Source organism: Amycolatopsis rubida, from assembly GCF_900115345.1.
Taxonomy (GTDB): Bacteria; Actinomycetota; Actinomycetes; order Mycobacteriales; family Pseudonocardiaceae; genus Amycolatopsis; species Amycolatopsis rubida.
The window spans coordinates 414019-435115 of the sequence record NZ_FOWC01000002.1 but is presented as its reverse complement, the minus strand read 5'-3'; the positions used below and the strand labels follow the sequence as shown (position 1 = coordinate 435115).

19 protein-coding genes are annotated in these 21097 nt (G+C 68.6%); 10 read left to right on the top strand and 9 right to left on the bottom strand.

The genetic code is table 11. The features are described from left to right. The first annotated feature begins 34 nt into the window (after positions 1-34). From BM362_RS10775 to BM362_RS10760, 4 genes are all read left to right on the top strand, one after another. Complete coding sequence (locus BM362_RS10775) at positions 35-523, top strand: nucleoside deaminase (protein ID WP_067580381.1); 489 nt, start codon at positions 35-37, stop codon at positions 521-523. Between the two features lie 177 nt (positions 524-700). Further along, positions 701-2143 carry an NCS2 family permease gene (locus BM362_RS10770; protein WP_093572995.1) on the top strand — a complete coding sequence of 481 codons (1443 nt, stop codon included), beginning with the start codon at positions 701-703 and terminating at the stop codon, positions 2141-2143. A 16-nt stretch (positions 2144-2159) separates the two neighbouring features. Next, the gene (locus BM362_RS10765) at positions 2160-2537 is read left to right on the top strand and encodes an allophanate hydrolase-related protein (protein WP_067580385.1); all 378 of its coding nucleotides are present in this window, start codon (positions 2160-2162) and stop codon (positions 2535-2537) included. Continuing rightward, positions 2534-3634: a glycerate kinase gene (locus BM362_RS10760; protein WP_093572994.1), complete on the top strand. Its 1101-nt coding sequence runs from the start codon at positions 2534-2536 to the stop codon at positions 3632-3634. Before BM362_RS10765 ends, BM362_RS10760 begins: the two co-directional genes overlap by 4 nt. Here BM362_RS10760 and BM362_RS10755 read toward each other — a convergent pair. The 3 genes from BM362_RS10755 to BM362_RS10745 are packed head-to-tail and all read right to left on the bottom strand — an operon-like array spanning position 3612 to position 5399. Then, on the bottom strand, positions 3612-4004 hold the full coding sequence (locus BM362_RS10755) for an NUDIX hydrolase (protein WP_093572993.1): 393 nt from the start codon (positions 4002-4004) through the stop codon (positions 3612-3614). The genes BM362_RS10760 and BM362_RS10755 overlap by 23 nt on opposite strands. Then, positions 4001-4702: an SDR family oxidoreductase gene (locus tag BM362_RS10750; protein ID WP_067580390.1), complete on the bottom strand. Its 702-nt coding sequence runs from the start codon at positions 4700-4702 to the stop codon at positions 4001-4003. Before BM362_RS10750 ends, BM362_RS10755 begins: the two co-directional genes overlap by 4 nt. Beyond that, positions 4692-5399, bottom strand: coding sequence for an RraA family protein (locus tag BM362_RS10745; protein WP_093572992.1), 708 nt, complete (start codon positions 5397-5399; stop codon positions 4692-4694). Before BM362_RS10745 ends, BM362_RS10750 begins: the two co-directional genes overlap by 11 nt. Positions 5400-6062: 663 nt before the next feature. Here BM362_RS10745 and BM362_RS10740 point away from each other — a divergent pair. The 4 genes from BM362_RS10740 (at position 6063) to BM362_RS10725 (ending at position 10785) form a co-directional block, all read left to right on the top strand. Further along, positions 6063-7220, top strand: a complete 1158-nt coding sequence (locus tag BM362_RS10740) for an EfeM/EfeO family lipoprotein (protein WP_167545263.1) — start codon at positions 6063-6065, stop codon at positions 7218-7220. Continuing rightward, positions 7217-8413 (top strand): Dyp-type peroxidase, encoded by a 1197-nt coding sequence (locus BM362_RS10735; protein WP_067580394.1) that lies wholly within the window; start codon positions 7217-7219, stop codon positions 8411-8413. Before BM362_RS10740 ends, BM362_RS10735 begins: the two co-directional genes overlap by 4 nt. Positions 8414-8457: 44 nt before the next feature. Then, positions 8458-10083 carry a phospholipase C gene (locus tag BM362_RS10730; protein WP_067580396.1) on the top strand — a complete coding sequence of 542 codons (1626 nt, stop codon included), beginning with the start codon at positions 8458-8460 and terminating at the stop codon, positions 10081-10083. 300 nt (positions 10084-10383) lie between these two features. After that, positions 10384-10785, top strand: a complete 402-nt coding sequence (locus BM362_RS10725) for a histone-like nucleoid-structuring protein Lsr2 (protein WP_093572990.1) — start codon at positions 10384-10386, stop codon at positions 10783-10785. A 256-nt stretch (positions 10786-11041) separates the two neighbouring features. Here BM362_RS10725 and BM362_RS10720 read toward each other — a convergent pair whose 3' ends face one another. From BM362_RS10720 to BM362_RS10695, 6 genes are all read right to left on the bottom strand, one after another. Further along, a complete protein-coding gene (locus tag BM362_RS10720) occupies positions 11042-11986 on the bottom strand; it encodes an MBL fold metallo-hydrolase (RefSeq protein WP_067580401.1) in 945 nt (314 codons plus the stop codon). A 226-nt stretch (positions 11987-12212) separates the two neighbouring features. Continuing rightward, positions 12213-13130: an ROK family protein gene (locus BM362_RS10715; RefSeq protein ID WP_093572989.1), complete on the bottom strand. Its 918-nt coding sequence runs from the start codon at positions 13128-13130 to the stop codon at positions 12213-12215. Continuing rightward, on the bottom strand, positions 13127-14752 hold the full coding sequence (locus tag BM362_RS10710; protein ID WP_093572988.1) for a dipeptide ABC transporter ATP-binding protein: 1626 nt from the start codon (positions 14750-14752) through the stop codon (positions 13127-13129). The genes BM362_RS10715 and BM362_RS10710 overlap by 4 nt, the downstream gene beginning before the upstream one ends. Continuing rightward, a complete protein-coding gene (locus tag BM362_RS10705; protein WP_093572987.1) occupies positions 14749-15579 on the bottom strand; it encodes an ABC transporter permease in 831 nt (276 codons plus the stop codon). Before BM362_RS10705 ends, BM362_RS10710 begins: the two co-directional genes overlap by 4 nt. Next, complete coding sequence (locus tag BM362_RS10700; protein WP_067580410.1) at positions 15576-16535, bottom strand: ABC transporter permease; 960 nt, start codon at positions 16533-16535, stop codon at positions 15576-15578. The genes BM362_RS10705 and BM362_RS10700 overlap by 4 nt, the downstream gene beginning before the upstream one ends. A gap of 4 nt (positions 16536-16539) precedes the next feature. Next, the gene (locus BM362_RS10695) at positions 16540-18336 is read right to left on the bottom strand and encodes a peptide ABC transporter substrate-binding protein (protein ID WP_067580412.1); all 1797 of its coding nucleotides are present in this window, start codon (positions 18334-18336) and stop codon (positions 16540-16542) included. Positions 18337-18486: 150 nt separating this feature from the next. Here BM362_RS10695 and BM362_RS10690 point away from each other — a divergent pair, with 150 nt between their 5' ends. Both BM362_RS10690 and BM362_RS10685 read left to right on the top strand, forming a co-directional pair. Next, positions 18487-19632 carry an ROK family transcriptional regulator gene (locus tag BM362_RS10690; RefSeq protein WP_244287117.1) on the top strand — a complete coding sequence of 382 codons (1146 nt, stop codon included), beginning with the start codon at positions 18487-18489 and terminating at the stop codon, positions 19630-19632. Continuing rightward, positions 19629-21083 carry a M81 family metallopeptidase gene (locus tag BM362_RS10685; RefSeq protein WP_093572985.1) on the top strand — a complete coding sequence of 485 codons (1455 nt, stop codon included), beginning with the start codon at positions 19629-19631 and terminating at the stop codon, positions 21081-21083. Before BM362_RS10690 ends, BM362_RS10685 begins: the two co-directional genes overlap by 4 nt. Positions 21084-21097: the final 14 nt, after the last annotated feature.

Genomic DNA, 21097 nt, shown 5'->3' with positions numbered 1-21097 from the left:
CACCGAAACGCGAGCTGTTGGGAGCAGTACTGTCATGACCGTGTCCATCGATGCCGACGTCGAACGCGCCTGGCTCGCCGAATGCGTGCGGATCGCCGAGAAGAACGTCGCCGACGGCGGCGGCCCGTTCGGCGCGCTCGTGGTGAAGGACGGCGAGATCGTCGCGACCGGCGTCAACCGCGTCACCCCGTCGCTCGACCCGACCGCGCACGCCGAGGTGGTCGCGATCCGCGCGGCCTGCCAGGCGCTCGGCACGTTCACCCTGGCCGGCTGCGTGCTCGTCTCCTCGTGCGAGCCGTGCCCGATGTGCCTCGCGTCGTCGCTGTGGGCGCGCGTGGACCGCGTGCTGTACACGGCCGACCGCGACGACGCCGCCCGCGCCGGTTTCGACGACCGGGCCTTCTACGAGCTGTTCGAGCACCCGCGCGAAACTTGGCAGACCCCGGTTTCGCGAGTGTCCACACCGGAGGCTTTCGCCCCGTTCTCCGCCTGGCTCAACCGTTCCGACCGGATCGAGTACTGAGCCGTCGTGAGGCCGATCCCGGTGAGAACCGGGATCGGCACTCACGAGCCCCCACCCCACCGGGCCACCCTCCCGGTGCTGACCGGAGCACCAGAAAAACGCAACCGTCCCGCCGCCCCGCCCCTTGCCTGCTGCCAGGGGCGTCGTTCGGCACACCCACCGGCAAGGGGAGGACGCATGACCCAGGTACGCCTCGACGAAGCGGTGACCTCGGCTCCCGGACCGCACCGCAAGTCCATTGTGGAGCGTCTCTTTGAACTACGCGCCCGCGAAACCACGGTAGGCCGGGAAGTACGCGGTGGCTTGACCACCTTCGTCGCGATGGCCTACATCGTTTTGCTCAACCCGCTCATCCTCGGCGCTTCCGCCGACATCACCGGCGCGAAACTCAGCGCCACGCAAGTGACCACGGCGACCGCACTCGCCGCCGCCGTGATGACTGTCCTCATGGGACTCGTCGGCAACGCGCCGCTCGCGCTCGCCGCCGGTCTCGGCATCAACGGCATCGTCGCCTTCCAGATGGCCCCGGCGATGACGTGGCCACAGGCTTTCGGGCTGGTAGTGCTCGAAGGTGTCTGCATTGTGCTGTTGGCGGTCAGCGGGCTCCGGGAACGCATTATGAACGCGATTCCCGGGCCGCTGAAAACCGCGATCACCGTCGGCATCGGCTTGTACATCGCGCTGGTCGGCCTGGTGAGCGCCGGGTTCGTGACGCGGACCCCGGACGCGGCGCATTCGACCGTCCCGGTGCGGCTCGGGCTCGACGGGCATCTCGACGGCTGGCCGATCGCGGTGTTCTGCTTCGGCCTGCTGCTGATGACCGTGCTGATGTCGCGGAAGGTGCCTGGCGCGGTGCTGATCAGCATCGCCGCCGCCACCGTGCTCGCGGTGGTGCTGCACGACGGATTCGGTGTCGGCGAATGGGGTTTGACGACTCCGACGCTGCCGCATTCCGTCGTCGCCGCTCCCGACTTCGGCCTGCTCGGGCACGTCGACCTGTTCGGCGGATTCGCCAAGGCGGGCGCGCTGACCGCGACGATTTTCCTGTTCACCCTGGTGCTGTCCGGCTTCTTCGACGCGATGGGCACCATCACCAGCGTGTCGGCCGAGGCCGGGCTGTCGAAGAACGGCCGGGTGCCGCGGATGGGCCGGATCCTGTTCGTGGACGGGGCCGGGGCGATCGCGGGCGGGATGTCCGGCTCGTCGCCGAACACCGTGTTCCTGGAGTCCGCGGCCGGTGTCGGGGAGGGCGCGCGGACCGGGTTGGCGAGTGTCGTGACCGGACTCTTGTTCGGGGCGACGCTGCTGTTCACGCCGATCGCGGGCATCGTCCCGGCGCAGGCCGCCGCGCCCGCGCTCGTGGTGATCGGCGGGATGATGGTGGCGCAGTGCCGCACTATCCCGTGGCACGACCCGGACTACACGATCCCGGTGTTCCTGACGGTCGCACTCATTCCGTTCACCTACTCCATCACCAACGGCATCGGCGCGGGGCTCATCGCGTTCGTGCTGATCAAGACCTTCCGCGGGAAGTGGCGTGAAGCGGGGTGGATCCTCACTGTGCTCGCGCTCGTGTTCACCGTCTATTTCGGAATCGACGTGGTGAAGGCGATCCTCTAACCAGAAAGGGACCACCATGCCTCTGATGTTCCTCAACGGCGGCGCGATGCGCGGCGAACCTCTGCACCATTTGCTCGACGGCGCGCCGCTGGTGGCCGAAACGACGACGGCCGCGAAGTACCGGTTCTATTCGGTAGGCGGGCAATGCCCGGCGCTGGTCCCGGTAGCGCACGGCGGCGCGGCGATCTCCGGCGAGGTTTACGACCTGACGCTGGACCAGCTGCGCGACCGCGTGCTCCCGTCCGAACCGCCGGAGCTGGAACTGGGCGTGATCGAGCTGGCCGACGGCAGTTCGGCGTTCGCGATGCTGCTGCGGCGGCCGCAGACCTCGCACGTGCAGCTGCGGGACATCACGGAAATCGGCGACTGGCGAGCGTTCAAGGCCACGGCGTGACTGTTCTGGTCGCTCCGGACAAGTTCAAGGGCTCGCTCACCGCGGCGGAGGTCGCGGAGGTGGTGGCCTCCGCGTTCGCTGAAGTCGCACCGGGCGAGCCAGTACGGCAGCTGCCGGTGGCGGACGGCGGCGACGGGACAGTCGCCGCTGCGGTCGCCGCCGGGTTCCAGCGGATTCCGGTGCGGGTTTCCGGCCCGACCGGCCGCCGGACCACCGCGTACTACGCGCTGCGCGAGACGGTCGCCGTGATCGAGCTGGCGGAGGCATCCGGGCTGCACCGGCTGCCCGGCGGCAGGCTGGAACCGCTGAGCGCGTCCAGCTACGGCACGGGCGAGCTGATCGCGGCCGCCTGTGCTGCCGGGGCGACGCAGATCGTGCTCGGGGCCGGCGGCAGTGCCTGCACCGACGGCGGAGCCGGATTGCTGACCGCCTTGGGTGCGCGATTGCTCGACGCTTCCGGTGCGCCGCTTGCCCCGGGCGGTGCGGCGTTGACGGAGTTGTCCACAGTGGATCTGTCTGGACTGCCCGAAGTGGACATGGTTCTGGCGTCCGATGTGGACAACCCGCTGCTGGGTGTGGATGGCGCCGCCGCGGTTTACGGACCGCAGAAGGGTGCTGGTCCTGCCGAGATCGCGGCGCTGGAACGCGGGCTGACTCGGTGGGCCGAAGTTGTGGGCTCCGCGCACGCCACCACCCCGGGCGCTGGCGCGGCAGGCGGCGTCGGGTTCGGTGTGCTCACCGGACTCGGCGCTCGCATCCGGCCCGGGATCGAGTTGCTGCTGGAGCTGCTGGGTTTCCCGGCCGCGGCCCGCGATGCCCGGCTCGTCGTCACCGGCGAAGGATCGCTGGACACCCAGTCGCTGCATGGAAAAGCGCCAGTGGGCGTTCTCCGGGCAGCGGGCGGCACACCGGTCGTCGCCGTGGCCGGGCGGTGTCTGCTGTCCGCGCCGGAATGGCGGGAAGCGGGCTTCGCCGGGGTTTACGCGCTGACGGACGTGGAGCCGGACGAGTACCGGTGTGTGGCCGAGGCCCGGTCGTTGCTGGCCGACCGGGCCGCACAGCTGGCTCGGGATTTCAGCCGAGCAATACCTGCCTGACGTGGTCGGACAGGGGGAGTCCGGCCGCGTCGGCGGGGGTCAGCCAGCGGTGGTCGTCGTGTTCGGCCGGGTTGAGCTGAAGGTCGCCGAGGAACTCCGGGTGCGCGTCGTAGTAGGCGGCGTGCACGGTGAACGGTTTGCCGGTGCGGCCCGGCCAGGATTGGCGGGCCCGTTCGCCCGCGAGCCGTACGCGCAGCCCGGTTTCCTCGGCGGCTTCCCGCACCGCGGTCGTCTCCGAGGCTTCGCCGGGTTCGACGGTCCCGCCGGGGAATTCCCAGTGCCCGCCCAGGAAAGTCCCTGGCGCGCGGCGGATCAGCAGCACGGTTTCGCCGCGGGGGAGCAGGACGTACGCGAGATGTTTGTCGTTCACTGCGCACCTCCGTTGGAGACGAGGACCTGACCGTTCACCCAGCCGCCTTCCGGACCGCACAGGAACGCGACGAGACTCGCGCAGTCGCGTGGGGTGCCGATCCGGCCCAGCGGGTTGTGCTGTGCGAACGCGTCGCGGTGGGCTTCGGGGATCCAGCCGGTGTCGGTCGGGCCGGGGTTTACCGCGTTCGCTGTGATGCCGAGGTGGCCGAGTTCCCCGGCCGCGGCGAGAGTAATCCGGTCGAGCGCGCCCTTGCTTGCCCCGTACGGCAGGTTGTGCACCACGTGATCGCTGGTCAGCGTGACGATCCGGCCCGCGCCGTGCGGTCCGCGGTAGCGTTGGGCGAACTCTCGGATCAACAGCCAGCTTGCGCGGGCGTTCACCGCGAAGTGCCGGTCGAAACTGTCCACTGTGGTGTCGAGCAGGCTGGAATTCACCGACTCGCAGTGGGCCAGCACCAGTGCTTGGACGTCGTCGTCGATCTGGTCGAACAGCCTCGCCGGGGTTGCCGGATCGGCTAGGTCGGCTTCGATGCCCTGGACGTTTTCGTCGGCACCCCAGGGCATCCGGCGGTCGTAGCCGGACCAGTAGGTGGTGATGACGGTCCAGCCGTCCTCCCGCAGCCGGCTGGCGATTGCGGCGCCGATTCCGGCTTTCCTGCCGACTCCGGTGACCAGGGCGGTTTTCTTATTCTTCAATGGCGCTGTCTTTCACGCGGAGGTGCCGACGGAACGTGTAGGACGGGTCGGTTTCCCGGTGGGACAGGAATTCGCTGAAGCGGACCTGTTCGCGGAGGGTGACGCCGTCGCGGATCTTCGCCGCTTGCCGGTGTTCGGTGTCGCGGATGGATTCGGCTAGCCGGAATACGTCGTCGGCTTGGGCCGCCGGGACGAAGAGGACGCCGTCGTCGTCGCCGAACACCAGGTCGTCGGTGGTCACGGTCCATTCGCCGACGGTGGCGGACTCGAGCGCGCTGGCGGCGCGGTCGTGGAGGTGCAGAGGGCCGGTGGGGAGCGATCCGAGGCTGTAGACGGGGAGACCGATTTCGCGGAGTTCGGCGGTGTCCCGGTGCAGGCCCCAGATGACGATGCCGCTGAGTCCGGCTGACGCGACTTCGGCGGTGATGAGGTCGCCTACGCAGCTCTCGTCCTGGCGGCCTTGGTTGTCCGCTACCAGGACGTCGCCTGGGCGGGCTGCGGTGATCGCTTCCAGGAAGACGTCGACGCTGCCGGAGTGTCTGGCTGGGCGGACTCTTCCGCCTAGCTTGAGTCCTGGGATAACGCCCCTGGTCCCGGCCGGTGCGCATCGCACGGTCAGGCGGGCGCGCAGGCAGGCATCGGCCAGGTGGGCGGTGGTCAGGGTGGCGAAACGCTTCGTTAGTTCGGTGTGGTCCATGGTACCCGCCCTTCTTGCGTAGTTGGTTCACGCTAGCGGGGATTCGGGGGGTTGGTCGCCGGTTTTTGGTGGTTGCGTGGGGCACCCCGAAGCTTGAGTGTGTTGACGGGCGGTGAGTGCTTGTCAAGGCGGGAAAGATGCCTTGACAAGCACTCGCCGCCCGCAGGGAGGCTTCGTATCGGGGTGCGGGGGAGGGGCTGGGTGCCTCGATCGTTGGGTGCGTTGGCGGGTGGGTGCGTCGGTGGGTGGGTGCCTCGATGGGTGGGTGCCTCGATGGGTGGGTGCCTCGATGGGTGGATGCGTCTGCTGCGGTGGGTGTTGGGGTGCGCGGGTTCTCGCACGCGGAGCGTGCTTGGGGCTGGCGGCGGTGGGTTCGCGGCGTGGGCTTGCGGGCAGCGGCGGGGCGCGGTGGCGGGTCGCGAGGGGAACCCTGAGGGAATCAGATTTCCCCTCACGTACTGCGGAAAGTGTCATATGCGGCGAAACGGGCGAGGGGTTACTGCGCGCTTTGGCGGCTATATCCGGTTTCTTCCGTTGCCTGGTTGAAGTCCTGGTGAATTCCCGGCTAGGCGATGTTCTCGACCAGGGTTTCTTCACTTTCCGCACGCATAATTCCCTCCCGGTAGCCCGAACGTGTGAGTGGAGGAAAGAGTGCCGGGGTCTGTGCGTGCCCGCTGGATGGGCGGCGGGGTCGCGATTGCGGTCGTGGCGGCGGGCATCGTGGTCGCGGTGTGGCCGGAGCGGGCTTCTGCGCGGGATCCGGAGATTCAGATCTCGCGGTCTGCCTGCGGGCAGGGCTGGGCGGATCCGCGGGCTGGGGTCCAGACCTTTCATCTGCACAACACCGGATCCGTGACCGCCGAGGTGGATTTGATCGACCCGGCCACCGGTGTGGTTTACGGCGAGGTCGAGGGGCTCGGCAGTGGGACTGTCCGGCCGATGCAGGTGACGCTTGGCAACGGGGCTTACGCATTCCGTTGTCTCCCTGAGGATTCGTCGGCGATTGTCGGGCCGGTCGTCACCGTGAGCGGCGGTGCGGAACGCGGTCCGGGCGTCGCGCCGGTGACGCAGAACGATCTGCTCGGTCCGTTGAAGGCCTATCAGGCGCAGGTGACGCAAGGGCTCGACCAGTTGGCGGCCGATGTCGGCAAGGTGGAGGACGCCATTCGCGGCAACGATCGCGGTGCGAGCCAGGCTGCTTGGCTGGTGGCACATCTCGACTACGAACGGCTCGGTGCGGCTTACAACGCCTTTGGCGACTCGGACAAGGCCATCAACGGCACGGCTGACGGTGTGCCGGACGGAGTCAAGAGTCCGGACTTCACTGGGTTCCATCGGCTCGAATCCGGTTTGTGGCACAACGAAGACCTCGCCGGCCTTGTTCCGGTGGCTGAGCAGTTGGACAGCGACGTGCAGAAGCTCCGCAAGTCCTTTGCGGACAGCCAGGTCGACCCGAACGACCTCGGTCTGCGCGCGCACGAGATCGTGGAGAATACCCTGCAATTCGAACTGACTGCCCGCACCGATTACGGCAGCGGCACCAACCTTGCCACCGCTCGGGCGAATCTTGACGGGACGCAAGCTGTCCTCGATGTACTGCGTCCGGTTCTCGCTCCGCGCTATCCAGCACTGTCCAAGGTGGACAACTGGATGAAGCGCACCAAAGCCACGCTCGACAGCGCCAGGAAGCCGGACGGTTCGTGGACGCCGGTGAGTCAGTTGTCCGCGTCGCAGCGGCGAAAACTCAATGCCGACGTGAGTGAGTTGACTGAGTTGCTCGCTCCGATCGCTGCGATCGCGGAGCCGAGGAGGATCTCGTGACGACGGAATCCTCTCGCCGGTCCTTCCTGCGTCGTACCGTCGTGGGCGCGGGAATCACTGCGGCAGCCGGAATAGGGGTAACAGCCAGTGCGAGTGAAGGGACGAACACCGTTTCCTTCCATGGTCCCAGGCAGGCGGCGATTCTCCGCCAGCCGCCGGCTCAGAGTGTGATCGCTTCCTTCGACGTGGTCGCTGAGAATCGCGCCGAATTGACTCAGCTGTTTCAGGAAATAACCGGACGCGCGCGGTTTCTCACGAACGGCGGTGCTCCGGCTGCGCTCGGGATTACCGCCCCGCCCGCTGACTCCGGGGTGCTCGGTCCGGTCGTTCCGCAGAGCGACCTTGGCGTGATCGTCGGTGTCGGATCGTCTCTTTTCGACGGACGGTACGGGTTGGCCGATCGCAAGCCCAAAAAGCTCAAGCCGATGACCATGTTCCCCAACGACGCGCTCGACACGCCGCAATGCCACGGCGACCTGTCGCTCACGCTGTCCGCGAGCGAGACCGACACCGTGCTGCACGCGCTGCGCGACCTGACCCGCGCGACGCGTGGCGGAATGCAGTTGCGCTGGAAGATCAACGGGTTCAGTTCGCCGTCCAGGCCGGCTGGCACGCCGCGCAATCTGATGGGGTTCAAGGACGGCACCGCGAATCCGGGAGAGTCCGAAATGGACCGGCTGGTGTGGGTGTCGGGGGCGGGCGAGCCCGGGTGGACGGCTGGCGGCAGTTACCAGGTGATCCGGCTGATCCGGATGCTGGTCGAGTTCTGGGACCGGGTCTCGATCACCGAGCAGGAGAACATGTTCGGCCGCCGCCGGGACACCGGCGCGCCGCTGGACGGGGCGTCCGAACAGGACGAACCACGCTACGCCGACGATCCGATCGGTACCGTCATCCCGCTGACCAGCCACATCCGCAAGGCGAATCCGCGCACGCCGCAGACCGACGGGCAGCGGATCCTGCGCCGCGCGGTCAACTACGACCGCGGTGTCGACGCCAACGGAAACCTCGACATGGGCCTCGTCTTCACCTGCTACCAGCAGGATCTTGAGCGTCAGTTCGAGGCGGTGCAGAAGCGGCTGATCGACGAACCGCTGGTCGACTACATCTCCCCGTTCGGCGGCGGCTATTTCTTCGCGCTGCCCGGCGTCACCGGTCCCAGCGACCACTTCGGCCGGGCGCTCCTCGCCTGAGGCGCGCCCCGATCCCCACCCCGCGAAACCAGGAGGAATCCTCAGTGGACACAGCATTCGGCAGGCGGCGCCGTCGCCTGCTCGGTGCGGGCGCGCTCGTCTCGGCGGCCGTGCTCGCGATCGTCACCGGGTCCGCGGCGTCGTCCGCGCAGGCCCAGCCGCTGCACCCGCTGCCGGCGTCGTGGCTGCCCACGCTCACCCCGATCAAGCACGTCGTGGTGATCTTCGGCGAGAACATTTCGTTCGACCACTACTTCGGCACCTACCCGGAGGCCACCAACGAGAACGGCACCCCGTTCCAGGCCGCGAAGCACACGCCGAAGGTCAACGGCCTCGACGACAAGCTGCTCACCCGGAACCCGAACGCCTACAACCCGAAGCGGCTCGGGCCGGACCAGGCGCTCACCTGCGACCAGAACCACAGCTACGGCGCCGAGCAGGCCGCGTTCAACGGCGGCAAGATGGACAAGTTCGTCGAGAAGACCGAGACCGACAAGTGCACCGGCCAGCCGGTCCTGTTCGGCGAGCCGGGTCTGGTGATGGACTACTACGACGGCAACACCGTCACCGGCATGTGGAACTACGCGCAGCACTACTCGCTGAGCGACAACTCGTTCAACACCGTCTTCGGCCCGTCCACCCCCGGTGCGATCAACCTGATCTCCGGGCAGACGCACGGGATCCAGGCGGTCGACCCGGTGACGCACGAGCCGAAGAGCGACCCGTACGTCACCGCGTCGCCGGACGGCGACGGTGTCGGCACCGTGATCAACGACCCGGACCCGGCGTGGGACGACTGTTCGGACAAGAACCACACCGCGAAGGACAACCTCGGCGCGATGCGGGGCCGCAACGTCGGCGACCTGCTGAACGACCGGCACGTCACGTGGGGCTGGTTCCAGGGCGGCTTCAAGCCGACCGGCACGCAGAACGGCTACGCGGTCTGCGGACAGAAGCACGCGAACGTCGGCAATCAGTCCTCCGTGGACTACAGCCCGCACCACCAGCCGTTCCAGTACTACAAGTCCACTTCGAACCCGCACCACCTGCCGCCGTCCTCGGTGCAGGCGATCGGGCAGACCGACCAGGCCAACCACCAGTACGACACGAGCGACTTCAACGACGCGCTCAAGGCCGGTTCGATGCCCGCGGTGAGCTTCCTGAAGGCGCCGGAGTACCAGGACGGGCACGCGGGCTATTCCGACCCGCTCGACGAACAGCATTTCGTCGTGGACGAGATCAACAAGATCCAGCAGTCGCCGGAGTGGCGTTCGACCGCGGTCGTGCTCGCCTATGACGACTCCGACGGCTGGTACGACCACGAGAACTCGAAGATCGTCAACGGTTCGCAGGACGCTTCGCAGGACCAGGCCGTGTGCACCGGGAAGCCGTCCGGTCTCGGCGGGCACGCCGACCGCTGCGGCTACGGTCCGCGCCTGCCGCTGCTGGTCATCTCGCCCTACAGCAAGGTGAACTACGTCGACCACACCCGGACCGACCAGACCTCGGTGCTGAAGTTCATCGAGGACAACTGGTTCTCCGGCCGGGTCGGGAACGGCTCGTTCGACACTCGCGCGGGCGGACTCTGGAACATGTTCAACTTCTGGTGGCCGCAGGCGGGCAAGCTCCCGCTCGACCCGGAGACGGGTGCGCCCGCCGGGGCGAACTAGCTCGCGTTTCTCCGCACCGCACCGAAGGCCATCGGGTTTCGACCCGGTGGCCTTCGGCCGTTTCGAGGCCGGTCTCCCAGTCCGCTCAGCGGGAAACCGCGTGCGAATACCGCCGCACTGGAAAATTTCCAGTGCGGCGGAACTGTGCGCGCAGTCGCGGATTGGGCGCCGAAGGTGTTCGGGAACCGGCCGGGAAAGCGCGGGCGGCGCAACCGGAATGGAGTCGCGCTGCGCGCACCGTCACTCGACACGATAGGGTAATCGCAGGCACATCCTGTAGAAGGTGAAGGAACGCGAATCATGGCGCAAAAAGTCCATGTCGAGATGGTGGACGACATCGACGGCAGCATCGCCGAACAGACCGTCCCGTTCAGTCTTGACGGCGTGAGCTACGAGATCGATCTGTCCGAAGACAACGCTGCCGCACTTCGGGACGAGCTGGCCCGTTACGTCGCCGCCTCGCGCCGGGTCGGCGGCCGCAAGGTCCGGATGGCCGCCGGGCAGTCCCCGCGGCCCGCTTCGACCGCCGCGGACCGCGAGCGCAACAAGGCGATGCGCGAGTGGGCCGAGAACAACGGTTTCACCGTTTCCGACCGGGGCCGGCTCCCGGCGGAGATCGTGAAGGCGTACGAAGAGCGCGACACCGAGGCTCCGGCCAAGCCGGCTCGCAAGCGCGCGACGCGCAAGAAGACCAGCGCCTGACGTTTTCTTCGGCAGCTGTGCCGCGGGGGCCGCGGCTAGTGATCAGCGGTAAGGGCGCCGCCGGGAATCCCGGCGGCGCCCTTCTGGCTGTCCGGGGGAAATAGCGCCTTCCCGCATCGAGGCGATGTGGACGTCCGTGAAGGGCTCCTCGCGGGAACCGGATTCCCGCAAGGAGCCCTTCACGGACCTCTTCGGGAGCGGAGCCGATGCCGGGAAAGATCCGTGTCCGCCGTTTCGGGGAATCGATTTCCCGGTGTTAAGACTTGCCGAGTCCGAGCAGCGTGTCCAGGTCGATCTTGCCGCCCGCGGCATCGCGGATCGCGCGCATCGCTTCGGCGGACGCGAGCTGCTCCCCGTGCTGGTCGGCGTGCGCGCGCAGCAGATTCCCGATGTGCCGTTCCGGGACTGTCCACGTGGGCCAGCGGCGGCGGGCGATCGTGGCGAGTTCGGAAAAGTCCGGCGTGCCCGCGCCCGCGGTCGCGTCGAGCAGCCAGTGCAGATAAGTGCGCAGCACCGCGACCGGGAAACTGCCCGGATGGCTGAGCCCGCCGTGCCCTGGCACGAAGGTGCGGACGTCCGGGAACATTTTGTCGAGCCAGTCCAATGCGGTCAGCCAGCCAGGGATCGAACCGTGCACGGCGAACGGCGTCGACCCGACCGACAGCAGATCGCCGGTGAAGAGCGTCCCGGTGCGCGGTTCGAACAGCACCAGGTCGCCGTCGGTGTGCGCGGTCCCGGGAAACGGGACGACCTCCACGACCACGCCGCCGAGGTCCACCTCGACCGGTTCGATCACCGCGTGCACCGCCTCGGGCCGCGGCGCTTCGAGCTTGCCCCAGTTCGCGCAGGCGAAGATTTCCTCGTGGCACTGCGGGCCGGACCGGATGATCGGCACCGCGGTGGGCGCGGCGAGGATCCGGCCGCCGTTGCGCAGCGCGACCCCGGCCCCGTTGTGGTGGGTGCCGTGCGCGTGGGTCAGCACGAGCGTGAGCGGCATTTCGACGGTCGAGTACTTGCGGACGTCGCTGACCAGGTCGAGCGTGTCGCGTTCGGTGCCGCAGGTGTCGACGAGCAGAACGCCTTCCCGGCCCCGGATCCAGCCGCAGTTGGACACCATCCAGTCGCTCGGGCTGCGCACGTACGCGACGACGCTCGGGTCGGAGTACCGGAGCGGGACGATGTTGCGCCTGATGACGGGCATGGGATCCCCTCGTTGGCCACCGGACGGGAATTGATCACCGGGATGGTATAGACCAAGTCACCTGCTGTCAGCGGGGTCGAGACCACGCTCACGCGCATGGCCCGCCGCAGTTCTCGCCCGTCCCGTTCCGCCCAGTTTCGCGCGCATCGTTGCCCCCGGCTCCGTCGGTGCCCGACAGCGTATACCCCGAGGCCACGGTTTTCTCGATGGTCCACAGAGGACTGGTTCAGGGGTTGCTCACGTCCGGTGATCGCTGAATACCGGCAGTGAGACTGGCCGCGCCGAGCGCCACGGATTTCGCCCCGTGCCGGGAGAGCCGGATCGACACCGGTTCCCCGGACAGCAGCGGCCGTTCCGCCAGCGCTTCCCGCACCGGTTTCTCCAGCAGTGCCCAGGACCGGACCACCGAGCCGCCGAGCACGCAGGTCGCGAGGCCGAGCAGTCCGGCCGCGTGCGCGACCGCCTGGCCGAGGAACCGGCCCGCGTCCGTGAACACCGCCTGAGCGGCTCGGTCCCCGGCGAGCGCTTCCTCGGCGACCGCCTCCGCGGTGCGGGTCCGGCCGGTCGCTTCGGCATAACGGCGGGCCAGGGCGCGTCCGGCCGCGTACGCCTCAAGATGTCCGATCTGCCCGCAACTGCAGCGTTCCTCCCCGTAGCGGCCGACGTGCCCGATCTCGCCGGCCCCGGTCGCACCGCCGTAGAGCAGCCGCCCGTCGACGAACAGCGCACCGCCGACCCCGGTCCCGACCGCGACGCCGAGCACGTTCCGCTCGCCCGGCAGCAGTTCGCCGAGCAGGAATCCGTCCACGTCGTTGACGGTGCGCACCGGCACTCCGCCCAGCCGTGCGGACAGCTCGGCGTTGACCGGCGTGCCCGCCCATCCGGTGAACGAATCCCCGGTGACCAGCACTGTTCCGGTCACCGGATCAACGACGCCCGCCGCCCCGACGCCGACGCCGGCGAGCGCCGCGTGGTCCGGCACCAGTGAGCTGACCAGCTCGGCCGCGCGGTCGAGGATCGCCGCGCCGCCCCGGTGCGACTGCGACGGCGCGGACGCCGAGCCCAGCTCCCTGCCTTCCTCGTCGCACACCACCACCAGGGTTTTCGTCCCGCCGATGTCGACTCCGGCCCGCAACCCCGTCACGCCGCGGGGTCCGCGCCGGCCAGCGCCTCGCGCCGGCTCCGCTGCAACTGCGGATCCGGCACCGGCGAGGACAGCAGCAACGCTTGGGTGTAGGAGTGTTCCGGAGTGCGCAACACCGTTTCCGCCGGGCCTTCCTCCACGAGTTCGCCCGCGCGCAGCACGGCCACCCGGTCGCACAGGCTGTCCACCACCGCGAGGTCGTGGCTCACGAACAGGCAGCCGAAACCGAACTGGCGATGCAGTCGCCGGAACACCTCCAGCACCGCTGCCTGCACGGATACGTCCAGTGCGCTCGTCGGTTCGTCGGCGATCAGCAGCTTCGGGCCCAGCACCAGCGCGCGGGCGAGGCTCACTCGCTGCCGTTGCCCGCCGGACAGCTCGTGCCCGTACCGGTCCAGCACGCTTTTCGGCAGCTCCACCGCGTCGAGGAGTTCCCGCACCCGCCGCTGCCGCTCGCCGCGGCCGGTCGAGGTGTGGACGACCAGCGGTTCGGCGACAGTCTGCGCGACCGTCATCCGCGGGTCGAGTGACGACGCCGGGTCCTGGAACACCGCGCCGATCTGCCGCCGGACCGCCCGCGCCGAGCGGCCGGTGCCGTTCGGCAGCGGCCCGCCGAGCACTTCGACGGTGCCGGATTTCGGCGTGACCAGGCCCAGCGCACAGTTCCCGAGCGTCGTTTTCCCGGAACCGGATTCGCCGACCAGCCCGACGATCTCACCGGGTGAGACGGAGAGGGAAACGTCGTTGACCACCTGTCGCCCGCCGTACTCGACCACCACATTCGACAGCGCGAGCACCGGCTTCCGGGTTTCCCCGGCGGCCGCTTCGTGCGCGAACGAACCCAGTCGCGGAACCGCGGCCAGCAGTTCCCGGGTGTAATCCGCCTTCGGCGACGCGAACAGTTCCGCCGCCGGAGCTTGTTCGACGAGCCTGCCGTTCCGCAGCACCGCGACGCGATCCGCGACATCCGCGACGACACCCATGTTATGCGTGATCAGCAGTGTCGCGGTGCCCTCGTGTTCGCGGATGTCGCGAAGCAGGTCGAGAATCTGCTGCTGCACCGTGACGTCGAGCGCGGTGGTCGGCTCGTCCGCGATGATCAGCTTGGGTCCGGCCGCGATCGCGATCGCGATCATCACGCGCTGCCGCAGCCCGCCGGACAGCTCGTGCGGATACTGCTTCAGCCGTGCCGCCGGTTCCGGAACGCCGACGCGGTCGAGCAGTTCGGCGCAGCGGTCGTAGTAGCGGCGGTGGCGCAGTTTCTCCGGGTCGTGGTTGCGGATCGCCTCGGCGAGCTGGAAACCGATGGTCCGCAACGGGTTCAGCGCGGTCATCGGTTCCTGGAACACCATCCCGGCGGCCGGGCCGCGCAGCTTCCGCAGGTCCTCGCCGCGCAGGTCGAGGATGTTCTGCCCGGCCAGCTCGATCGACCCGGTGACCCGCGCGGAGCCCGGCAGCAGCCCCAGCACCGCGAGCGCGGCCGTGCTCTTGCCGGAGCCGGACTCGCCGACCACCGCCACGATCTCGCCGGGCGCGACCGACAGGCTCAGCCCGTCGACGGCCGCCGAACCGTCCGTATAGGACACCCGCAGGTCGCGGATGTCCAGCACTGCTTCGCTCATCGTCGCCCCTTCACCGCGAACGCGTCGCGCAGCCCGTCGCCGAGGAAGTTGATCGCGCACACCACCAGGACGATCGCGATGCCCGGCGGCAGGATCAGCCACCACGCGCCGTCGAAGGTGTAGGTAATTCCTTTGGAGAGCATCGCGCCCCAGTCGGTGTCGGGCGCGGGCACACCGAGGCCGAGGAAGCTGACGTACGCCACGAGCAGGATCGCGTCGGCGATCTGGAACGTCGCGTTCACCACCACGGTGCCGATCGCGTTCGGGATGATGTGCCGGAACACCACGCGCGTGCGGCTCGCGCCGAGCACGGTGATCGCGCGGATGTAGTCGCGTTCGCGCAGGCTCACCGTCTCCGCGCGCATCAGCCGCGCGGGCACCAGCCACGACACCGCGCCGATCAGCAGCGCCAGCACGCCGACGCTCGGCGTCACCAGCGTAGCCGCCACCAGCAGCAGGAACAGCGCGGGGATCGCGACGCCGGTGTCGACGATCCGCATCAGCACAGTGTCCAGCCAGCCGCCGGTGTACCCGGCGACCGCGCCCCACACCGCGCCGATCGCGGTCGCGATGAGCCCGGCGAGCACGCCGATGATCAGCGACGTCCGGCCGGCGACCATGAGCCTGCCGAGCACGTCGTAGCCGAGGTCGTCGGTGCCGAGCGGATGCCCGCCGCCCGGCCCGAGGCGGGCCGAGGCGAGGTCGGTGTGCGATTGGTCGGTGCCGTAGAACACCGGCCCGAGGAAACAGAACGCCACGACCAGCAGCAGCAGGACCGCGCCCGCGACCGCGGATTTGCGGGCAACCAGCCGCGAAAGGACAGTCACGACCGTGCTCCCTTCACCCGCACCCGCGGGTCGATCGCCAGCTGGACCAGGTCCGCGAGCAGGGAGCCGAGCACGGTCGCCACGGCGATCACGAGCACGACGCCCAGCAGCACCGGGAAATCGGCGGTGCGGGTCGCGGTCCAGAACAGCAGGCCGATGCCGGGGTAGTTGAACATCGATTCGACGACCAGCGAACCGCCGAACACCACCGGCACGTAGTAGCCGAGCATGGAGACCACCGAGGTCAGCGAGTTCGGCCAGACGTGCCGCCAGATGATCGTGCGCTCCGGCGTTCCCTTCGCGCGCGCGGTGCGCACGAAATCCTCGGACAGGCTGTCCAGAGTGGACGCCCGCATGTACCGGCTGAACGCGGCGAGCGCGGCTCCGGTCCCGGCGAGCACCGGCAGCACCAGCGCACCCGGTTGGGACAGCAGTTCGCCGATCGTTTCGCCCTGCGCGGCTTGCGCTGGGAACCACGGCAGGACCTGCGCGAACAGGATGATCAGCACCAGCGACAGGAAGAACACCGGCGTCGCGTAGAGCACGAAGGTGATCGCTGTGGTGAGCACGTCCGCGGTACGGCCGCGGCGGACCGCTTGCCACACGCCGAGCGGCAGCGCGACGAGGATCGCGAGCGCCGTGGACACCACGGTGAGCAGCAAGGTCTTCGGCATCCGCTCGGCCAGCAGGGTGCTCACCGGCGAGTTCTGGGTGTAGGAGTCGCCGAGGTCGCCTTGGAGCAGCCGCAGCAGGTAATCCCAGTACTGCACCGGAAGCGGCTGGTCGAAACCCTGCGCGTGGTTGAACGCGGCGATCTGTGCCTCGGTGGCCTTCACGCCGAGGACGCCGCGAGCCGGTCCGCCGGGCAGCAAATGCAGCAGCACGAACGTCACCACGGTGACCAGCAGCACGACCACCACGGCCAGCACGATCCGGCGAAGGATGTAGCGCGTCATGTCCTCACCTCGTCCAGAACCAGCGTTGCGGAAGCAGCCCGGCCATCGGGTCCTGGGTCACGCCGTGCAGCGCGGTGTCGATCGCCGACACCTGGTACGGCGGATTCGGCAGCCACAGCACCGGAAGCTGCTCGGCCAGATAGGCGCTGTACTCGAGCATCGCCCGGTTGTCCGACGCCAGGTTGGTGGCGGCGATCAGCTTGTCCGCCTTCGGATCGGTGTAGCCGCCGAAGTTCGTGCCCGCCCCGGTCGCGAACAGTTCCTCGCCGCTCGGGTTCGCCGAGAAGTACCAGCTGCCTTGCGTGCCGAAGTAGGACAGCTGCCAGCCGCACGCGGGGTCCCGCGGTTCGCACGTGGTTCCGTTGGCCAGCACGGTGTTCAGCGGCTGCGCGTTGATCTTCATCTCAATGCCGACCCTCGACAGCTCCGAGCGCAGCTCCTGCATCGTGCCGTCGGTCTCGTCGGAACCGGATTCGGTCAGCATGGTCAGCGACAGGCGGGTGCCTTCGGCGATGCCCTCGCCGCATTTCGCCGGGTCCGCGCAGAGGAGGACGCCGTCGGAGCCGGGCTTCCAGCCGTGGTCGGCGAGCAGCTGCTTCGATTTGTTCAGGTCGAACGGGTACGGATTGGTCTTTTGCTCAGGCGACAGGTACTTCGTGTCGTTGTCCTGCGGGACCGGGCCGTAGCCGACACGCGCGGCGCCGCGCCAGATCACCGAGGTGATGGCGTCCTGGTCGACCGCGTGCTGGATCGCCTGCCGCACGTACAGCTGGGAGAACACCTTGCCCAGCTTGGGATTGTTGAAGTTGTACGGCGAATACGTGATGGACCAGCCGTTCCACGGTTCGACCCGGTAGCCCTGCTCCGCCAGCTTCGAGCGCTGGCCGAGGTTCGACGTCGGCAGGTAGCCGTAGTCGACGCCGCCCGCGCGCAGCACGTTGTACTCCGCCGACGACCCGGTGAAGGTCAGGAACCGGACGGTGTCGAGCTTTGCCGGGTCCGGTCCGGTGTACTTCGGGTTCTTCCGCAGCGTCACCTCGCCGGACGTGGTGAACCCGGCCAGTGTGAACGGTCCGTTCACGACTTTCCACAGTGGATTAGTCGCGTACGTGCCGAGCTGTTTCCCTTGGCTGACCAGGAAGTCGAAGACCTGTTTCGCGCCGTCCGGAGTGCGGTCGTGGTCGCCGACCGGGCCTGCGGCGCTCGTGCGGTCCCACACGTGCGGCATCGGGACGATCAGGCTGAGCTGGTTGGCGGTGAACCAGTCCGGGTTGTACGCCTTGTCCAGGGTGAAGGTGAAGGTGCGGTCGTCCACGGCGTGGAACCCGGTGATGCTGTCCGGGATCAGGCCCTTCGAGTACTTGCCCCAGTTGTCCTTGCCCGCGCGGGCGAGGTTGAGCCAGAACTCGACGTCGCGGCTGGTCAGCGGCTCGCCGGTGGACCAGGTCAGCGGCTTGAGCGTGATCGTCACGGTCTTGCCGTCGGGGGAGTAGCTCGGCAGGTTCGCGGCGCTCGCGGCGTCGTCGAGGTTGACCGAACCGGAACTGCCGTCGTAGCTGTAGAGCGGCACGTACATGGTCGACCGGATCATGCCGTTGTACGACCCGCCGTAGCCGGGGATCGAGAACGGCATGATCCAGTTCGGCGTCGCCGACGGGGGCATCGCGAACCGCACGGTCCCGCCGGTTTTCGGGGTGCCGGAACCGCCGCCGTGCTGTTCCCGGCTCGCCGCGCAGCCGGACAGCGCCAGCGCGGCGGCGAGCGTGACCCCGAGCGCGGTGCGCCACGGGCGTCGAGCCATTCGCATCACTTCCAACAACTCTGATGAAAGACCAGTGCCAGGTGGTATGCCGCGTCCCGGCTGTCGGGTAATCTTGCACGCGAGACGGGAATTGCCAAGAGTCCTTTCGAACAGTTTAGTTACATCAGCTTTGATGAAAGAGGTGACGCGGTGGATCCGGCCGGACCGCTGCGGCTGTTGTGGCTGGTCGCGCACGGCCACGCGACGTCGCGCATGGACCTGGCGCGAGCACTCGGGCTGCCGCAGTCGACGGTGTCGGTGCGCACGCAGGCGCTGATGTCCGCCGGGGTGCTGAGCGAGTCCGGCGAGGGCCGGTCCGCGGGCGGGCGGCGGCCGAAGCTGCTGTCGGTCAACGCGGAGTTCGGCCACGTCTGGGCCGCCGACGTCGGCTCCCGGCACGTGCGGATCGGCGCGCTCGACATCGCGGGCAACCTGCTGGAAGCGCACGAGCGGCCGCTGGACATCAGCCAGGAGCCTCGCGAACTGGTCGCCGGGCTCGCGGCGGCGGTGCGCGATGTGATGGCAGGCGCGGATTGTCCCGGCCGCGCGCTCGGTCTCGGCGTCGCTTTCCCGGGCCCGGTGGACGTCAACGCGGGCACCATCACGCTGCCGTCGCGGATGCCCGGCTGGCGCGGTTTCGCGGTGCGGGAAGCGCTGGCGGAGCACTTCGAGCTGCCGGTCGTCGTGGACAACGACGCGAACATGCTGGCGTTGGGCGAATCCGTGGCCGGCGCGCCCGGCCGGACGTTGCTGGTGGTGAAGGCCGGTACCGGCATCGGGTCCGGAATCGTGCTGGGCGGCGAGCTTTATCGCGGCCGGGCCGGAGTCGCGGGCGATATCAGCCACGTGCGCGTGCCTGCCGCCGAGGATCAGCCGTGCACCTGCGGGAACCGTGGCTGCCTGGAAGTGGTGGCCAGCGGCGCGGCGCTCGTCGGACAGCTGCGGGCGCAGGGGCTGAAGCTGGAGACGACCGCACAGGTGATGGCCACTGCGGAAGACGGACACCCCGAAGCGACCACGGCCGTCCGGCGCGCCGGGCTGCGGCTCGGCGAGGTGCTGGCCACGGTGGTCAACTTCAGCAACCCGGACGAGGTGCTGCTCGGCGGCGCACTGTCCGGTTCGGAGGCGTTCGTCGCGGCCGTGCGCGGTGCGCTGTACGAACGGTGCCTTCCCTTGGCTACCAGGGAACTGCGGATCGACCGGGTGCGCTTCGGTGCGGACGCGGGACTTTACGGCGCGGGCGCGCTCGCGCTGGACGCGGTGTTCGAGCAAGCGATCAAACGGAGTGGACGATGAAGAAGCTGCGGGTCGGGATCACCGGAATCGCCATCGAATCGAGTACCTTCTCGCCGCATCGGTCCACAGTGGACGACTTCCGGGTGCTGCGCGGGGACGAGCTGCTTGGCCGCTACGACTTTCTCGACGCGGACTGGGCCGCCGAGGTGGAATGGGTTCCGCTGGTCGACGCGCGATCGCTCCCCGGCGGCGCGGTCACCGAAGAGGCGTACGCGGAGCTGTCCGGGGAAATCCTGGACCGGTTGCGTTCGGCGGGCGAGCTGGACGGGCTGTTCTTCGACATCCACGGCGCGATGAGTGTCGTCGGACGGTCCGATGTGGAGGCTTCGCTCGCGCAGGAGATCCGTTCGATCGTCGGTCCGGAGGTCCTGGTGTCGGCATCGATGGACTTGCACGGCAACGTTTCCCGGGAACTGGTCACCGCGCTGGACCTGATCACCTGCTATCGGATGGCCCCGCACGAGGACGCGTGGGAGACCCGTGAGCGGGCCGCGCGGAATCTGGTGTCGCGGTTGCGGTCCGGCGGTCGGCCGAAGAAGGCGTGGGTGCAGGTTCCGGTCCTGTTGCCGGGGGAGAAGACCAGCACCCGGCTCGAACCGGCGAAGAGCGTTTACGCGGCAGTGGATTCCGTCGAAGCGCTGGACGGAGTTCTGGACGCGGCGATGTGGGTCGGTTACGCCTGGGCGGACGAACCGCGCTGCCAGGCCGCGGTGGTAGTGATGGGTGACGACGTTTCGCTGATCACCAAGGAAGCCGAGCGGCTGGCCCAGTCCTATTGGGACGCTCGCCACGACTTCGCTTTCGTTGCCCCGACCGGCACCCTCCCGGAATGCCTTGAGCAGGCGTTCGCTTCTCCGTCGCGACCGTTCTTCATCAGCGATTCCGGCGACAACCCGACCGCTGGCGGTGCTGGGGACACATCGTGGAGTCTCGACGTCCTGCTGAACACTCCGGCCATTGTGGATTCTTCGCTGACCACTTTGTACGCGGCCATTGTGGACCCGGAAGCCGTCGCAATGGCGGTCGCGGCTGGCGTCGGCGCGAAGATTTCGGTTGAACTGGGCGGGAAAGTCGATTCCGGCCCGCACGGCCCGGTCGCACTCACCGCACAGGTCGCCGCGATCGACGCCGACGACCCGGTGGCCGGAACCGCGGTGGCGCTCGCCGCCGGCGGCCTGCGGGTGATCGTGACCGCACGCCGCAAGCCGTATCACCTCGAATCCGACTTCCGCGCGCTCGGCCTGCACCCGCGCGAGGCGGACGTGGTGATCGTGAAGATCGGTTACCTCGAACCGGAGCTGTACGACATGGCCGCGGACTGGCTGCTGGCCCTCACCCCCGGCGGCGTCGACCAGGACCTGCTCCGGCTCGGCCACTCCGGCATCGTCCGCCCGATGTTCCCGTTCGACGCCGACATGGCGGCTCCTTCGCTCACCCCGGAGGTCTTCTAAGCACTCTCAGTAGT